15 protein-coding genes are annotated in these 17,141 nt (G+C 51.5%); 6 read left to right on the forward strand and 9 right to left on the reverse strand.

What is annotated here, in order from left to right; all coding sequences use genetic code 11:
• Positions 1–11 precede the first annotated feature (11 nt).
• Both odhB and KNP77_RS09200 read right to left on the reverse strand, forming a co-directional pair.
• Complete coding sequence (odhB, locus tag KNP77_RS09195; protein WP_214890275.1) at positions 12–1,283, reverse strand: 2-oxoglutarate dehydrogenase complex dihydrolipoyllysine-residue succinyltransferase; 1,272 nt, start codon at positions 1,281–1,283, stop codon at positions 12–14.
• 18 nt (positions 1,284–1,301) lie between these two features.
• Positions 1,302–4,148: a 2-oxoglutarate dehydrogenase E1 component gene (locus KNP77_RS09200; RefSeq protein WP_214890278.1), complete on the reverse strand. Its 2,847-nt coding sequence runs from the start codon at positions 4,146–4,148 to the stop codon at positions 1,302–1,304.
• 334 nt (positions 4,149–4,482) lie between these two features.
• Here KNP77_RS09200 and KNP77_RS09205 point away from each other — a divergent pair, with 334 nt between their 5' ends.
• From KNP77_RS09205 to KNP77_RS09220, 4 genes are all read left to right on the forward strand, one after another.
• A complete protein-coding gene (locus KNP77_RS09205; protein ID WP_214890281.1) occupies positions 4,483–5,415 on the forward strand; it encodes an ABC transporter ATP-binding protein in 933 nt (310 codons plus the stop codon).
• Positions 5,393–6,130 (forward strand): ABC transporter permease, encoded by a 738-nt coding sequence (locus KNP77_RS09210; RefSeq protein ID WP_070327797.1) that lies wholly within the window; start codon positions 5,393–5,395, stop codon positions 6,128–6,130. Before KNP77_RS09205 ends, KNP77_RS09210 begins: the two co-directional genes overlap by 23 nt.
• 124 nt (positions 6,131–6,254) lie before the next feature.
• On the forward strand, positions 6,255–6,449 hold the full coding sequence (locus tag KNP77_RS09215; RefSeq protein WP_236633421.1) for a hypothetical protein: 195 nt from the start codon (positions 6,255–6,257) through the stop codon (positions 6,447–6,449).
• Between the two features lie 104 nt (positions 6,450–6,553).
• On the forward strand, positions 6,554–7,456 hold the full coding sequence (locus KNP77_RS09220) for an arsenic resistance protein (RefSeq protein ID WP_214890284.1): 903 nt from the start codon (positions 6,554–6,556) through the stop codon (positions 7,454–7,456).
• Here KNP77_RS09220 and KNP77_RS09225 read toward each other — a convergent pair.
• From KNP77_RS09225 to KNP77_RS09255, 7 genes are all read right to left on the reverse strand, one after another.
• Complete coding sequence (locus KNP77_RS09225) at positions 7,453–8,700, reverse strand: MFS transporter (RefSeq protein ID WP_201738414.1); 1,248 nt, start codon at positions 8,698–8,700, stop codon at positions 7,453–7,455. The two genes, KNP77_RS09220 and KNP77_RS09225, sit on opposite strands and share 4 nt — an antisense overlap.
• 233 nt (positions 8,701–8,933) lie before the next feature.
• Complete coding sequence (locus tag KNP77_RS09230; protein ID WP_131443508.1) at positions 8,934–9,548, reverse strand: class I SAM-dependent methyltransferase; 615 nt, start codon at positions 9,546–9,548, stop codon at positions 8,934–8,936.
• 57 nt (positions 9,549–9,605) lie between these two features.
• The gene (locus tag KNP77_RS09235) at positions 9,606–10,019 is read right to left on the reverse strand and encodes a universal stress protein (protein WP_131443509.1); all 414 of its coding nucleotides are present in this window, start codon (positions 10,017–10,019) and stop codon (positions 9,606–9,608) included.
• A gap of 15 nt (positions 10,020–10,034) precedes the next feature.
• Positions 10,035–11,516 carry a SulP family inorganic anion transporter gene (locus KNP77_RS09240; protein ID WP_214890287.1) on the reverse strand — a complete coding sequence of 494 codons (1,482 nt, stop codon included), beginning with the start codon at positions 11,514–11,516 and terminating at the stop codon, positions 10,035–10,037.
• A 400-nt stretch (positions 11,517–11,916) separates the two neighbouring features.
• Entirely contained in the window at positions 11,917–13,824 is a 1,908-nt protein-coding gene (locus KNP77_RS09245) for an LTA synthase family protein (protein WP_131504834.1), read from the reverse strand.
• Positions 13,825–14,030: 206 nt separating this feature from the next.
• Positions 14,031–14,810 (reverse strand): sulfite exporter TauE/SafE family protein, encoded by a 780-nt coding sequence (locus KNP77_RS09250; protein WP_016508199.1) that lies wholly within the window; start codon positions 14,808–14,810, stop codon positions 14,031–14,033.
• Between the two features lie 41 nt (positions 14,811–14,851).
• On the reverse strand, positions 14,852–15,223 hold the full coding sequence (locus KNP77_RS09255; RefSeq protein ID WP_131465595.1) for a rhodanese-like domain-containing protein: 372 nt from the start codon (positions 15,221–15,223) through the stop codon (positions 14,852–14,854).
• Positions 15,224–15,337: 114 nt separating this feature from the next.
• Between KNP77_RS09255 and KNP77_RS09260 the strand changes: the two genes are divergently transcribed.
• The gene (locus KNP77_RS09260; protein ID WP_070327805.1) at positions 15,338–15,634 is read left to right on the forward strand and encodes a rhodanese-like domain-containing protein; all 297 of its coding nucleotides are present in this window, start codon (positions 15,338–15,340) and stop codon (positions 15,632–15,634) included.
• A 71-nt stretch (positions 15,635–15,705) separates the two neighbouring features.
• Entirely contained in the window at positions 15,706–17,106 is a 1,401-nt protein-coding gene (locus tag KNP77_RS09265) for an MBL fold metallo-hydrolase (RefSeq protein WP_214890290.1), read from the forward strand.
• The last annotated feature ends 35 nt before the right edge of the window (positions 17,107–17,141 follow it).

The following is a 17,141-nucleotide window of genomic DNA, read 5'->3' on the forward strand; positions in this document are numbered from 1 at the left end:
GGACCTGTTTTTTACGCTTCGAACAACAACTGTTCTGGATCTTCAATCATATCTTTAATGTGTTTGAGGAACGTCACGGCCTCACGACCATCGACGATGCGGTGGTCGTATGAGAGCGCGACGTACATCATCGGACGGTTCTCAATCGTCTCGGCGTCGATCGCGATCGGACGAAGTTGGATCGTGTGCATTCCGAGGATAGCGACTTGCGGTCCGTTCAAGATCGGTGTCGATAAGAGTGAACCGAACACGCCGCCGTTCGTGATCGTGAACGTGCCGCCAGTCAGGTCGCTAAGCCCGAGCTTATTGTTGCGCGCCTTGTCGGCAAGATGGATGATATCCTTCTCGATCTCGCCAAAGTTTTTACGGTCCGCTTCCCGGACGACCGGGACGACGAGTCCGTCCGGTGCCGATACGGCGATGCCGATGTCGTAATATTTCTTCAAGACGATCTCGTTGCCTTGAATCTCAGCGTTCAAATACGGCATCCGTTTCAGAGCCGCGACAGCCGCTTTCGTGAAGAACGACATGAAGCCGAGTTTGACGTCGTTATCTTTAATGAACTTCTCTTGGCGACGTTTCCGGAGCGCCATGACCGCCGTCATATCGATCTCGTTGAACGTCGTGAGCATCGCCGCCGTCTGTTGGACTTCGACGAGACGGCTCGCGATCGTTTGACGACGACGCGTCATCTTGATGCGCTCTTCGTCTTTGCCGCTCGCGACCGGTTGTGGTGCCGCAACCGGTGCTTTCGGTGCTTCTGGCTTTGGAGCCGGTGTTGCGTTGTGGTTCGACACGTCATGGACGTTGATGCGGCCGATTGGGTCGTTCGTCTGAACGGCCGAGAGGTCGATCCCGCGCTCACGAGCGAGCTTGCGTGCCGCCGGTGTAGCGATCGGGCCTTTACCTGGGCTTGCCACGTGCTCTTCACGACGCTCGACTTTTTTCGCTTCGCCGACTTCTTCTGTTTTCGTCTCAGCTGGAGCCGGAGCAGCTTCTGTCGCTGCTTCCGTCTTCGTCTTCGTCGCAACGGCCGTGCCGCCGGCTGAACCTGAACTTAAGCGGGCGATGACTTGACCGACTTGGACCGTGTCGCCTTCCCCGGCGAGTTGTTCTTCTAACGTTCCCGACTCATCGGCCGGCACTTCGATGTTGACTTTGTCTGTCTCGAGCTCGACGATGGCCTCCCCTTTTTCAACATGGTCGCCTGGCTGCTTGAGCCAAGACGCGACCGTTCCTTCCGTAATGGACTCTGCTAATTCCGGTACTTTAATTTCGATCACAATGAGTTCCCCCTTAACTTATTTACGATCTTTTTGGTATGTGCTCGCTCCAGCCGCACTTGAGACGGCGTCACGGGATAAGGCTTCACGGATGATGCGTGCTTGTTCTTGTTTGTGTGCTGTCGGATTTCCTTCAGCCGGGCTTGACCGGCGACGGCGCCCGATGTAACGGACGTTCAGACGGTTCGATGTCACCGCTTCAAGACGCGGCTCGATGTATGTCCAAGCTCCCATGTTTTTCGGTTCTTCTTGTACCCAGACGATTTCTTTGGCGTTTGGGTAGCGACTGATGACGTCGCGAATCTCACGGACCGGGAACGGATAGATTTCTTCGACGCGGATGATGTGGAGGAAGTCGAGTGACTCCTCTGATTTCATCGTCGCTTCTTGCAGATCGATCGCCATCTTCCCTGAACAGAAGACGAGGCGTTCGACTTTGTCCGGCTGTTCGCCAAGACCTGTTTGTTCGACGATCGGGCAGAAGCTGCCATCTGACAACTCTTCGACCGTTGAGGCTGCAAGTGGATGACGAAGCAGGCTCTTCGGTGTCATGATGATCATCGGTCGGATTTGCTCAGTACCAAGCATCTTCGCCTGACGACGCAAGATGTGGAAGTATTGGGCAGCCGTCGACAAATTAGCGACCGTCCAGTTCTTTTCACCGGCGAGCGTCAAATAACGTTCCATCCGCGCGCTCGAGTGCTCCGGACCTTGTCCTTCGTAACCGTGCGGCAATAGCATGACGAGACCCGATTTTTGACCCCATTTCGCACGACCAGCCGAGATGAACTGGTCGAACATGACTTGGGCCGAGTTGGCAAAGTCACCGTACTGCGCTTCCCACAACACGAGCGTATCTTGTGCGAACACGTTATAGCCGTATTCAAAGCCGAGCACCGAGCCTTCCGAGAGCGGGCTGTTGTGCACCGTGAACGAGGCTTTCGCCGTCGACAACTCGTGGAGTGGCGAGAATTTCTTGCCGGTCTCGACGTCGTTCAACATGATGTTACGTTGCGCGAACGTACCGCGCTCTGAATCTTGACCGCTCAAACGGATCGGTGTCCCGTCCGAGATGATCGAGGCGTAGGCGAGCGTCTCGGCATGGCCCCAGTCGATCTTCCCGTTATCCCCGAACGCGTCACGACGACGGTCGAGTACTTTTTGAAGCTTATGGAACAAGCCGAACCCTTCAGGCCAGACGAGCAGCTCATCGTTCAACTGTTGCAACAAGTCGCGTTCGACTGCCGTATCGACGTAAGGGAATCCTTTATAGACTGCTTCCGGCAAGACGATGTCCGCATCTTCTTCCTCAGCCGGGACGAGGTCGCGCGCTGACTTCAAGCGATCTTCAATCGATTGTTCGATCGTCGCTTTGTCTTCTTTCGTCATGACGCCTTCTGCTTCGAGAAGATCGGCATAGACGTGACGGACCGATTGATGTTCTTTGATTGCTTTGTATAGAACCGGGTTCGTGTTCATCGGCTCATCCATCTCGTTGTGTCCATAGCGGCGGTAGCCGACCAAGTCGACAAGGATGTCTTTATGGAACTTGGCACGGTATTCGCTGCACAATTTCGCGACGGCGACACACGCTTCCGGGTCGTCGGCGTTGACGTGGAAGACCGGGATCTCGTAGCCTTTGGCGATATCACTCGCATAACGTGTCGAGCGCGAGTCGCTCGGGTCCGTCGTGAAGCCGATCGTATTGTTGGCGATGACGTGAACGGTGCCGCCTGTCCGGTAGCCCGTCAAGTTTGTCATGTTGAGCGTCTCAGCGACGATGCCTTGGCCTGGGAACGCGGCGTCCCCGTGGATCAAGATCGAAGCAGCCTTGTCATCGTGTTGGACCGGCATCCCTTTTGCAGAGCGGTCGTCTTGGGCGGCACGCGTGTAACCTTCGACGATCGAGCCGACGAATTCAAGGTGGCTCGGGTTGTTGGCGAGGTTTAAGCGGACTTCTTTCTTCTCATCTAACACGCGGCGATCGAGTCCAAGATGGTATTTCACGTCGCCCGACCAGCCGAAGTTGATGCCAATCGAACCTTCTGACGGAATGAGTTCTTTGTTCGGTGCGTGCTGGAACTCGGCAAAGATCATTTCGTACGGTTTACCGAGCACATGGGCGAGGACGTTCAAACGTCCACGGTGTGCCATCCCGATGTTGATGTGTTCCGAACCGCTCGAGATGAGCCGTCCGACCATCGCGTCAAGGAGTGGGACCATGCTGTCGAGTCCTTCGATCGAGAAACGTTTTTGTCCGACGTACGTCTTATGAAGGAACGATTCAAACAGTTCCGTCTCGGCTAAACGCTCGAACAATTCGAGTCTCTCTTCTTTTGAATACGCGGCTTTCAATGCGCCTTGCTCGATGCGGCGGCGAATCCAGCGCTTCTCTTCCATGTCATCCAAGTGGCGCAACTCGATGGCGACCGTCCCTGTATAGACGTCGAGTAAATGACGGACGAGTTCAAGTGCGTTCGCGCCGGGCTTCGGCACGTCTTCTGACAGTAAGTGTGCCGGGATCTGCTCGAGGTCTGACTCGTTCAACCCGTAACGGTCGAACGCAAACAACCCGTGCTCACGCGGATGGTCTTTGAGCGGATAAATATCAGCCGCTTTATGACCGAGCGCCCGGATGTCGTTGACGAGCCGTGTCGCTGCCACGACTTTTTCCAAATCAAATGAAGCGACCGGTGCGACCGGTACCGCTTGTTCGGGTGAACCGTTCTCATCAAAGTAACGACGCGTCTCCGCATCGACCGATTCTCTGTCTTCCAAATATTGCTCGTACAATTCAACGATGTAGCCTAAGTTTGGACCATAAAATGTTTGCGATTGCTCGCGACCGTTCGACGACTCTCCCATTGAATAAATCCCCCTGTCCGTTCCTATGCGCCCGATGTGTGAACGCTTTCATTTTTTAAGGCCGCGCGAATCAGTTCATCCAGCTGATTCAGGCCGTGAAAAGAGCCAAATCTTGCCTCTTACTCTCTTCTTCATACTACACCTTTCCAGGTCGAAAGACCCTTTCAAATTCACAATTCGTCCATACTAATTCAATAAGTTTTACTTATCGACTAATTGTGAAACTTGTCGTTTGATTCAATTGTTTCAAAAAAAGGTGAAACCTTCTTTCAGTCTTGTCGTATACAATGTTAGCAAGCTTGGAAATAAATCTCAACGAAAGCAAGGTGACAACATGTTATCCGTCCAAAATGTCCACAAAAAACTGGGCCAGACGAACGTTCTGACCAACGTCAGCTTCGAAGTCACACCCGGCGAAATCTTCGGCTTCCTCGGTCCGAACGGTGCCGGAAAGACGACGACGATCCGTATCATCACCGGTCTAATGCCGGCAACGCACGGCACCGTTACCGTCGACGGGTTCGACGTATCAACCGATCGCCAAGAGGCGCTCAGTCGCATCGGTGCCATCGTCGAAAACCCGGCGTTCTACCCTTACTTGACTGGTCGAGAAAACTTGATCCACGCCAAGAACTTGATCCCCAATTTGAAAAAAGTCGACTTGAACGCCCTCGGGGCACTCGTCGGGCTCGAATCGAAGCTCGACATGAAAGTCAAACAGTACTCGCTCGGGATGAAGCAGCGGCTCGGGATCGCCCGTGCGCTCCTCCACAATCCGAAAGTGCTCATTCTCGATGAACCGACGAACGGGCTCGACCCGGCCGGCATCGCCGACCTGCGCAACTACTTACGGCATCTCGCCGAGCACCGCGGCATCGCCATCTTGATCTCGAGCCACCTGCTCAGCGAGATGGAACTGATCACGGACCGGTTCGCAATCATCGACCACGGTCAAATCAAATCGGTCCAAGACGGGACGACGCGTGAAGAAGGCGTCATTCTATGTAAAGTATCACGCGAGCAAATGAACGAGGCGCTCGACGCGGCCGCCATGCTGTTTGACGATGTGAAAATCGTTCAGCAATCGGCTGAGACGTTCCTTGTCCCCCGCCCTGAGACGGATATCCCGGTTCTATTGAAACGACTCATCAATCAAGACATCAACGTCTTCCAAATCGGGATGAAGTACGAGACGCTCGAGGATCAATTCCTCAAAGTGACGAAGAAAGAAGGAGGAACGAACAATGCGTTCATTACTAGCCAATGAGTTTATGAAATGGCGGCGCACGATCAAGCCGCTGATCGCCCTCGGCATGTATACGGGGATTATCATTTTAACGTACGTCATCGTCACGAGTGGAAACGAGTCGGGAGATGCGACAACGTTCGTCAACTATGCCACGATGGCCGCGATGACGTTCCTCGGTATCTTCACGATCGTGTTCACCGCTGAGATGATCGGGAATGAACTGAAGTTCGACACGTTGAAACACTTGCTCATGAGTCCGTACTCCCGTGACCGGATCTTGCTGTCGAAACTCGTTGCCGCAATCCTAATCATGCTCGCCCAGTTCGTGTTCATCCTTGCCGTGACGTATGGCTTCGCTTTGACGCTTGACGGGAACTTGACGTTCGAGCAGTTCCGTAACGTCCTACTTAGCGTGTCGAGCGGCGTGTTCGTCATCTTCTTGACGCTCATGTTCTCGGTCGTCTTCAAATCGGTCGGTGTCGTCATTGGGTTCACCGTGCTCGCGAACTTCGTCTCGACGATGATCGGCGGCCTCCTCATCGCATGGAAGCCGGCCATTGCTAAATGGATCGTCTTTTTGCACACGGACTTGTCTATCTATTACCAAAGTCCAGGCTTCATGGAGACGATGGACGTGACGATTTGGTTCTCAGCGTTTTACGTATTGATCCATATTATCGCCTTCTATATCATCACGGCGTTCATGTTCCGCAGCAAGACATTCGCGGAATGACCTGCCCCTCTCTATGAACGTGACAAAACCTCTGACTGTCGGACACACAATCCCAACATTTCAGAGGTTTTTTTGTTTGATGATACGGTATTCTAGGTATAGAAACGTTAAAGGAAGTGGTATGATGTATCTCACAATCGGATTATCGCTAGTCGTCTGCTTGATCGCCCTCGTCTTCACGATCATGGTCGGTCTCGGAAAAGACAAATCAGACTATAGCCAAAAGAAAAGCTGGTCGCTCGTGTCTTGGACGTATATCGTCCTATTCCCGGTCTCATTCGTGGCGCTCGGACTGCTATACTATTTCATCACTCGATGACTCGTTCATCGGGTTTTTTTGTGGTACGTTTTTGCTAATGGAAAAGAGGTGTCCCTTTGAGTCGATTCGAGAAACTATACCCCATATTCATACTTCTATCTGTTGTGACTGGTCTCGCGTTCGGGACGATCGAGACGCTGCGTCGAATCGCGGACGGTGCGATCGTTCCATTGCTCATGGCGATGCTATTCTTTACGTTCATTCAAATCCCGTTCGCCCAAATCCGGCATTCGTTTTCAAACCGCACGTTCACGATCACGAGTCTCGTCCTCAACTTCGTCTGGACACCCGTATTCGCATTTGCACTCGCGAGCGTCTTCTTGTCCGACCACCCGGCGCTTTGGATCGGGTTCATCATGCTCATGGTCACGCCATGCACCGATTGGTATATCGTCTTCACCGGTCTCGCTAAAGGCGACGTCGTCGCTTCGCTCAGCATCTTGCCGCTCAACCTTATACTTCAACTCGCGCTGTTACCGGTCTATCTTTATGTTTTGACAGGAACGTCGAGCGTGATCTCAGTTTCGGTGTTACTACATAGTCTAGCCGTTTTAGCGATCCCGCTCGGCTCAGCGATTGGACTGAGGTACTTCCTCACCAAGTCGAACCAGTTGCGGCGGCTCGAACGGGTCAGCTTATGGCCAATCTTCTTGTTAAGTCTCGCCGTCATGTCGATCTTTGCCTCACAAGGACGGCTCTTGATCGAGCACGTCTCGATCCTCGGATTGTTAATTGCACCGTTGCTGTTATTTTTCATCGTCAATTTTGTCATAAGCCGCCGTGTCGGCAAGAAACTGTTGCGTGAAGACGCGGCCGTGACGAGCCTACAAATGACAACGCTCGCCCGGAATTCACCGATCGCGCTCGCCATCGCGACGACCGCATTCCCGAACGAGCCGCTCATCGCCCTCGTCTTGGTCATCGGGCCGTTGATTGAATTGCCGGTGCTCGTCGCCGCTTCCTTCGTGATCCGGCGACTAAATCGAGCCGAACGTCGACTCGGTTAGCGCACGAGCGTCGGTTTGACGGCGAATGAGGCGGCGAGGATGCCGATGACCGGGAAGACGAGCGAATACCAAATGATCGACTCGTAGTTGCCGAATAGATCGTAGGCGATCCCGAACGGCAACGGTCCCACCGCCGAGCCAAGTACCATGACCGACGTCGCCAGCCCGCTGATGCTACCGAGCGCGGCCCGACCGAAGTAGTACGGCCAAACATAGTTCAAAGCGATGCGCTCAAAGCCGTTACTGATGCCCCAGACCACACCGAACAAAATCGCGATTGAGAACGTCGACGTATATTGCAGGATGATCATGAAGATGATCTCGGTCACAAAAATACCGATCAATACATAATTGATTTTCACGACGTCGATGAGCCGTCCCGCGATGAACGTCGCCGGGAAACCGAGAACCGCCATCAAGCTCAAGACGAGTGCGGCCGTCGCTGGTGGTAGGCTCTGCTCTTCAAAGATTGAGATCAAGTGGAACGTGATTGCCGTGTTGACGAGCGCCGGGATACCGATGCACGACAAAATCAGCCAAAATGCGCGTGTCTTGAGCGCTTCTTGGAACGTGAAATCGACGTCGATATGAACCGGTGTCGTTGTCGATTTGTTGCTCGGATGAGGGTTCGTCCCTCCGTCCGGCAACAGTCCGATGTCTTCTGGGCGGTTGCGGACGAAACGATAAGCGAGCGGTGTGAACAAGACGAGCACGAGCAGTCCCCACACTTGCCACGTCGTTTGCCAACCGATCAAACCGACGAGCCAAACGTTGAGTGGCGGAAAGACGGCGGCACTTAAAAACCCACCGATTGCCATATAGCTGAGCGCTTGGCCACGCTTCGTGATGAACCATTGTGGGACGAGCGTATTCGGGACGAGCGTCATCGACCCTTGTCCGAATAGACGGAGCATCCAGATGCCGAAGAAGAGCATCGTCAAGTTCGTGACGTAACTGTTGAACAGACAAGCCGCCGCCAGCAGTATCGAGGCGATGACCATCATCGCCCGTTGCCCGAAACGGTCGATCAACCGACCGACGAAAAATAAACAGGCGGCCGACGCGAGCGTCGCGGCCGAATAAACGCTCGATACTTCAGAGCGCGACCAGCCGAAGTCGGTTATGTATTGGTCGATAAAAACGGAGATAAAGTACGTCTGACCGGGACCTGAGAAAAATACACCGAGGCCCGCGATCATGACCATATACCATCCGTAGTAGGATGGTTTTCGAAGACCTTTCATGTTTTCTGCCCCTTTCGTTATGTAAAATAAAGCGTTCAATCCTCATCTTACAAGAATTGAACGTTTTTTTCTGCGTTTTATTTTTTTCTTTCCGCTCGCTTGGCAAACCGGACATTCCTTAACGAACGGAAATCCTTTCATGATGGGAACGGTCCCGATCCCATCGCACTCGGGACAAATGATTTTCACACTCATCTCATCACCTCCTGCTTGGCCTCATCAACACGTTCACATCATTTAATAGCGACGGCAATTCCAATCGGATAATGTACCGCTTCTCGTTTCGGTTCGATCAGCACGCCACGTTGGTAATAAAAATCTGTCGAACTGAATGACGTGAAAAGCGCCTTAAACTCTTGATCGGTAAATTGATGAACGTGGAACGGTTCGTTCGTCGGTTTACCGATGCCTTGACCGAACGGCGTCGACAAGACGAGCATGCCACCCGGCTTTAACAATTCTGAAACGTTCGCCATGAACCCTGCAAAGTCTTCAACGTGTTCGATTGTCTCAAAACTGACGATACAGTCGAACGTGCCGAGTTGATCTGGTAGCGTCCGGTCGAGCACGTCTCCGACAATATACTTCACTTTCGGGTGAAAATAACGACCTTGCGCATATCGAATCGCATCTTCTGAAATATCGAGCGCGACGACCTCAGCGACCGATTTTTTTTGTATCTTCGCAATCAATTGACTGCCAAACCCGCTCCCGCTCGCAAAATCGAGCACACGTCCTTCGAGAAACAACGCGGCGAACTGATAGCGGGCGATATGTTCGAGCAACATGCCGTTCATCGGGTTCATTTGATCTGGGATGACCCGCTCTCCCGTATAATCTAATGTCATAAGCTCCTCCTTTTTTTACACAGCAAAAGCGCCACGAAAGTTTCGTGGCGCTGTCTGTTAACGAACGATGATCACAGGTGACAACGATCGTTTAGCAAGCTTGTGGCTAACACTGCCCAATACGAACTCTTGGAACGTATTGAGACCACGCGAGCCGACGACCACGAATTCAAACGGTTCATGGTTGGCGTAGTTGACGAGTTCAACGTCAGGTTCGCCGCGGAGTTCGATATACTCGTACGAAACGCCCGCTTCGGTGATCGCATCGAAAAACACTTGAAGACGTTGTTTCCGTCTCACTTCAAGATCGATTTTACCCGTCGATTGAAGGGCGCTTTCTTTTGATTCTTTCGGTGACACGACATGGACGACATCGATTGAAGATGATGTCACTTTGGCGAGTTCGACCGCTTTTTGGGTGGCACGCATCGAATGGTCTGAACCATCAATCGCTAGAAAGATTTTACTCATTGTAAGTTCCCCCTTTTAGTGGCCGACGTTCGCATCTTGTTGACGAAGATGGAGCGCCAGCGTGTTCAACAGCTTCTCTGAATCTTTGTTCAAGTTTAACAGTTCTGGTTCGATTCCGACCGTCCGATATTTGAAGACGACTTTATCGATGGCCCCGATGGCCGAATCGTCCCAAAGGTGGGTGTTGGAGAAGTCGATACTGACTTGTTTCACATCTGCTTCGACATCCTCTTCGACATCGAACTGGTTGACAAAGTCAGACGTAGACGCGAAGAATAATTGTCCGTTCACTTCATAGTGAGCACGGTGTCCGTCTTGGTGGCGCTTCAGCTCGACACGCGAAATTTTCGCAGCGAAGATGACGGCGGCCGTCACGATCCCGACAATGACACCGATCGACAAGTCGTGTGTGAGCACGGTCGCGAGTACCGTCGTGACCATGACGAGCGAATCGGTCTTTTGACCTGTCTTGAGCGTTTTGAGTGAGCCCCAGTCGAACGTCGCATAGGCGACGAAGAACATGACACCGACGAGCGCCCCGACTGGAATCAGCATTAAAATGTTACTCATCGTCATGATCATGATGAGGAGCGCAAGTCCTGCCGAGAACGTCGACAAGCGACCCCGTGCTCCAGACGAGACGTTGATGACCGATTGTCCGATCATCGCACATCCTGGCATCGCACCGAAGAAACCAGCGATGATGTTGGCGATCCCTTGACCTTTTGATTCACGGTTCTTATTCGAATCTGTACCCGTCATGTCATCGACGATTTGAGCCGTCAATAGCGACTCAATCAAACCGACAAAGGCGAGCGAGAACGAATAAGGCAAGATGATCATAAGTGTCTCGAGTGTGAGCGGGAGGTCCGGCAAGAGGAACATCGGCAGCGTTGCCGTGATCGTCCCCATATCTCCGATCGTTTTCGTCTCAAGTCCCATAAAGAACACGAGCAACGTCATCGCCACGATGGCGACAAGCGGCGCCGGGATTGCTGACGTAATGCGCGGGAACAGAAGGATGATTGCAAGCGATGCTGCAACGATGGCCCACATGATCCACGTCTCGCCTCCAAATTGCGGAAGCTGGGCTTGGAAGATCAAAATGGCAAGGGCGTTAACGAAGCCGACCATAACCGCACGCGGGATGAACTTCATTAAACGAGCTATACCAAGAAAACCAAGCACGATTTGGATAATACCAGCTAGTATCCCTGCAGCGAGCAAGTACTGAAGTCCATAATCTTTTACGAGATCGACGACAAGGAGTACCATCGCACCCGTCGCGGCCGAAACCATCGCGGGGCGTCCTCCTGTAACTGAAATGACCATCGCGATGATAAAGGACGCATATAGTCCTACCATCGGGTTTAATCCAGCGATCAGTGAGAAGGCGATTGCCTCCGGAATGAGTGCAAGGGCCACGACGATCCCTGCCATTACTTCGACTCGAACGTTTCCGAGCCATTCTTGTTTTACCGTATTCAATTTTTCCAAATGAACACACCTCTCTATAAAAATTTTTAAATTGATTTCTGACTCTCACAGAAATCAACTTAATTAAATTATAGGGGCCGTATTCACAGTTCGTTCATAACTTCACAACAACTCAGATATTACCCGAGAATGAGCACGATGGCAACCGATGAGCCTCAACTTTTTCCGAGCTATCTGCGAGCGGATTCGTTCATTTTTATAAGACTATAACGACACACCGCGTTCTCTCTCTTCAATTTCTCTCGCTGTTTCGACTTCGTATTCCCCTTCACACCAACCATGTAATCGCTTACCTCACCTACCCTAATTTCCACCATAGTCGATCCGGTTTCGCCGCCGATTTATTTTTCAGACAACAAAAAAGAGAGAAAAGATTTTTAAAATCTTTTCTCTCGAGTGTTTAGTTATTTTCTTTAAAGCGAAGCAAGTCCGAATAGATGATCTTATCGTTCATCTCAAGTACTTTGTTCGCCTCGTCTTCAAGTGGCGTACATACTTTCGCGTCATCGACGACTTCTCCTGTCTCGGCGTCATAACACGTTGACTGGGTGAACAAATAGTCGCTTGTCACGATCGTACCGTCACGGAAGATGGCGCGATCGTTGCGTTCTGGCGCGAACAAGTCGTTACCGAATCCGATTTGATCAGACGTATCGAACCCGAGCAAGTGTTGAATCGTCGGGTTCAAGTCGACGTGGCTCCCGATCGTCTCATGGACTTCACCTTGACCTTGACCAGGCAAATGAATCGCGAGCGGGACAGACTGGAGTTTTGCCACGTCATATGGCGTCAACTCATCTTTTCCGAGCAAGTCGGCCATGGCAGCGTTATGGTTCGTCGAGATACCGTTATGGTCACCATAAACGACGAAGATCGTATCGTCCCATGTCCCGTTCTTTTTCAACTCATCAATGAACAACCCGAGGGCGTAGTCTTGATACGCGAGCGCTTGCGGGAAGTTATTGAGCGTCGTCGAGTTCGTCTCGAATTTCGGAACGAGTTCATGGTCCGCACTCGGCATTGTGAACGGGAAATGGTTCGTCAGCGTGATGAACTTCGCGAAGTAAGGTTCCGGCAGTTCTTCGAGCATCGGTACCGACTGTAAGAAGAATTCATCGTCGAGGAGACCCCATTCCGTCATGTTGGCCGGGTCGCCTAAATCGTAGCTCTTCTCATCAAAGAACTCATCGACGCCGATGTTTTGATACATCTGGTCGCGGTTCCAGAACGATTTGTTGTTGGCGTGGAACACCGCCGAATAGTAGTTGTCTTCTTTGATGACACCAGGAAGCGCATCATATTCGTTGTCGGCGTTCGTGAAGTAGACGCCGCCACGCGACAATCCGTACAGCGAGTTGTCGAGCGCGAACTCAGAGTCCGACGTCTTCCCTTGACCGGTCGTATGGTAATAGTTCGGCCAGAAGTGAGACTCGTCGATCAACTTGTTCAAGTTTGGCGTGATGTACTCGCCGTTCGAAGCTTTCATATTGTGCGTAAAGCTCTGTGTCGATTCGAGCGAGATGGCGATGACGTTCTTGCCTTTATACTTCCCGAACATGTCCGGGTCCGGCGCCGCATAGTTCTGACGCGTGTAGTTCTCGACTTCATCGAGTTCAGAACCGTCCGCGAGCGCTTTTTGCGCCGATGTCTTCGTTTGAAGCATCGCGTCATAGACGTGGAAGTTGAACGTACCTAAGTTTTTAACAAGCAGTTCACGGTCGAACGAACGCGTCAACAGTTCTGGGCGCTCCGTCTCTGCGAGGACAAGGTTAAAGCCGAACACGGCGGCAGCTGCACCGAACGTGAGCAACACGCGGCGTTGTGACGCTTTGCCTGTCTCTTTTAGTTTCCAGAGCAAGAACGGAAGCACGACGAGATCTCCTAACAGAAGCAAGTCTTTCCATTCAAGCAACGACAGGAATGACGACGATAACGTCTCTAGGTTCGACGATTGGAACAATAACGGCACAGTCAAGAAGTCCGTGAACTCACGGTAGTAGGTTGTATCCGCAAACAAGATGAGCGAGGACACCGTGTAAAGACCGTATAGCGCCCACTTCCGTTTATTGCCTCCGAAGAAGAAACTAAAGGCAAACAAGAACAACGTGAAACTTAACGGGTTGATGAACAGAATGAACGCTTGGACCGCGTTCTCAGGTGGCATGTTAAAGAAGAACTGATACGCAATCAGTGACTTCGTCCATAACAGGATCGTAAATATCCAAAACAGGCGATGCGTCCGGAACGAGTCGGTTGCCGCGTGACGGAACCGCTCTAATTTCCCGTTCGATTGATTCGTGTGATTCATTCAAACACTCCTTAGGTCATTTTCATATGGTAAGTTAGTGCGTCGACTAACAAACGTACAGACGTATAAAGAGTATTTTAACGTTCTTTTGAACTTAATTCAACTTTTTGACGTTTACAATGCTACATAAACTTAACAATTTCATTGCAATCTTCATCTAAAAAAGGCTATCGAGTGAACTCGATAGCCTTTGAAACACGATTCATTTAGCCGATGATGTCCATCCAGATCTTGACCGTACTCGCTAAAATGAGCAACGCCAAAATCATCTGGAGCGACTTTGTCTTCATATTTTTCCCGATGTTCGCCCCGATCGGTGCCGCAATCAAACTCGCGATAATCATGACGAAAGCCGGTTCCCAGACGATTTGGTCGGTGATGATCTTACCGGCTGTCGACCCGATCGATGAGATGAACGTGATCGCAAGCGAACTCGCGATCGCCATCTTCGTCGGGATACGGAGCACGACGAGCATGATCGGCATCAAGATGAACGCTCCAGCCGCTCCGACGATCCCGGCTGCGATCCCGACGATAAACGCCGAACTGGCCGCGATCAGTTTATTGAACGTGACTTGGTCGAGCGGCAAGTCTTCGACGTTCGCTTTCGGCAAGAACATCATGATCGTCGCAATCGTCGCGAGGACCGCATAGACGACGTTGATCAAGTTCTCCGACAACAGCGTCGAGCCGTAGCCCCCGATGAAACTTCCGATCAAGACGGCGACACCCATATACAGGATGAGTTGTTTATTCAAATAGCCGCCTTTACGATATGCGTAAATCCCACCGATCGTCGCGAAGAACACTTGAATCGCGCTGATCCCAGATACTTCGTGCGCGCTGAACGCCGCGAAGCCAAGAAGCGGCGGAATGTACAACAACATCGGATATTTGATGATTGACCCGCCGATCCCGACCATCCCTGAGATGAATGATCCGATAAAGCCGATCAAAAAGATTGTGATGATAAACTCTAACTCCATACTAGCTCCTCCAGTTTCCTACCCTATTAGATAAGTAAGTTTTATTTCTGTTCCCAAGCGATCATACCGCCTGAGACGTCATAAATTTCCGTATAACCTCGATCCTGCAACAACTCGGCCGCCTGGGCGCTTCGATTGCCACTGCGGCAAATAATATAGATCGGTTCATCTTTCGCATAAGGTAATTCGGTTTCATTTAATGAAGAAAGTGGTGCGTTCACCGCTCCTTCGATATGCCCCCCCTCGTATTCATCTAGTTCACGGACGTCCAACAAGGTTATTTCTTCGTTTTCCAATCTGTTTTGTAGTGTTTCGACGTCGATTTGGGTGATTCCATCCTCTTTCGAAGTGAAAACTACGATTCCGACAGTCACAATCACTAAAATCGATAAGATGATCGTTAATTTACGCAATTTTTGACCTCCAATTCTTTTCCTTGCATTGAGTATACCTTAGGGGGTATATTAAAAACAACGAAAGTTACTCACTTTAAACATAACTTGATTAGAAAAGGGGATTAATACCACATGAAGACGATTACGACGACTGAATTAGAAACATTGCTAAGCACGGATGAAACGCTCAACTTGATCGACGTTCGTGAAACGGATGAATTTGCAGGCGGACACATAAAACAAGCGAAAAACGTACCGTTGTCTGACTTCAGTGCGAAAGTCGATGAGCTCGACCGCACGAAACCGATTCATGTCATCTGTGCGGCAGGCGGACGCAGCATGAACGCGTCAGCTTACCTCGACTCACTCGGCTTTGACGTCATCAACGTCGACGGCGGCATGATGAGCTGGACAGGCGAAACGGTTTAATCACTTCTTAATTAATATAAAGCAGCACAACAACTAACGTTTACAGTCAACTATTCTAGGGGGTATATCATATGTTATTACGTTATTTCTATGATCAAAAATTAGCACAGGCATCTTACATGGTCGGTTGCCAAATGACCGGCGAAGCGGTCGTCATCGACCCGGCTCGCAACATCACACCGTACTTGCAAGAAGCTGAAAAAGAAGGCATGACGATCGTCGCGACGGCTGAGACACACATCCACGCCGACTTCGTCTCAGGTTCGCTCGAACTTGCGAAACGCACTGGCTCGACAGCCTACTTGTCAGATGAAGGTGACGCGTCATGGAAATACGCGTTCGCGAAAGACATCGACTCGAAACTCGTCAAAGACGGCGACACGTTCCAAGTCGGTAACGTCACGCTCGAAGTCATGCACACACCAGGCCACACACCGGAACACATCTCGTTCTTGCTCTATGACCGCAACCAAACGCAACCGATGGGTATTTTCACAGGCGACTTCGTCTTCGTCGGCGATATCGGACGCCCTGACCTGCTCGAAGAAGCGGCCGGCGTGAAAGGAACGACGGCCATCGGTGCCGAGCAAATGTTCCACTCGCTTAACAAGTTCAAGGCTCTCCCTGACTTCGTTCAAGTCTGGCCTGGCCATGGTGCCGGCAGCGCTTGCGGGAAAGCGCTTGGCGCGATCCCAACGTCAACGGTCGGTTATGAGAAAGCGACGAACTGGGCGCTCCAAATGACGGACAAAGACGCATTCATCAAAGAGTTGACGACAGACCAACCAGAACCGCCGAACTACTTCGCGATGATGAAAAAAGTGAACAAAGAAGGCATCCAAGTGACGAACGAGATCGCTCGTCCAGAAGTCGTCGGCACGGACCGTCTCGACACACTCGTCGAAGCGACGCAAGTCGTCGACACACGTAGAGGCGAAGACTTCGCGCAAGGTCACGTCCCTGGGACGATCAACATCCCTTACAACACGAAATTCGTCTCATGGGCCGGCTGGCTCGTTAACTTCGACAAAGACATCACGCTCATCGCGAGCGCGGAAGACGTCGAAGAAGTGCAGACAGACCTTCAATCAATCGGTCTTGACCGTCTCCGCTTCATCGTCCCTGTCGAAGAGCTCGGTCAAGAACTATTGACAGAAACGTACACGGACGTGACGGCTGAACAAGCGATCGAATCAGCTGAGAAGAACGACGTGTTCGTCCTCGATGTCCGCAACGCGACAGAATGGAACGCGAGTCACTATGAGAAAGCAGAGCGCATCTTGCTCGGTAAACTCATGCGTGACCACGACGGTCTACCGACAGACAAGACGATCGCCGTCCACTGTGCGTCAGGCGTCCGTTCACGTATGGCCGCGAGTGTCCTTCAATCGCTCGGCTACAAGGATATTCAAAACATCCTCGGTGGCTATGCTGCGATGAAGACCGTCCTCAACGCAGAACAAATCGGCTAATGCTATACTAAAAACAAAGAAAGCGCCCACTCGTT

The sequence above is a fragment of the Exiguobacterium sp. s142 genome (genome assembly GCF_018618455.1).
Taxonomy (GTDB): domain Bacteria; phylum Bacillota; class Bacilli; order Exiguobacteriales; family Exiguobacteriaceae; genus Exiguobacterium; species Exiguobacterium aurantiacum_A.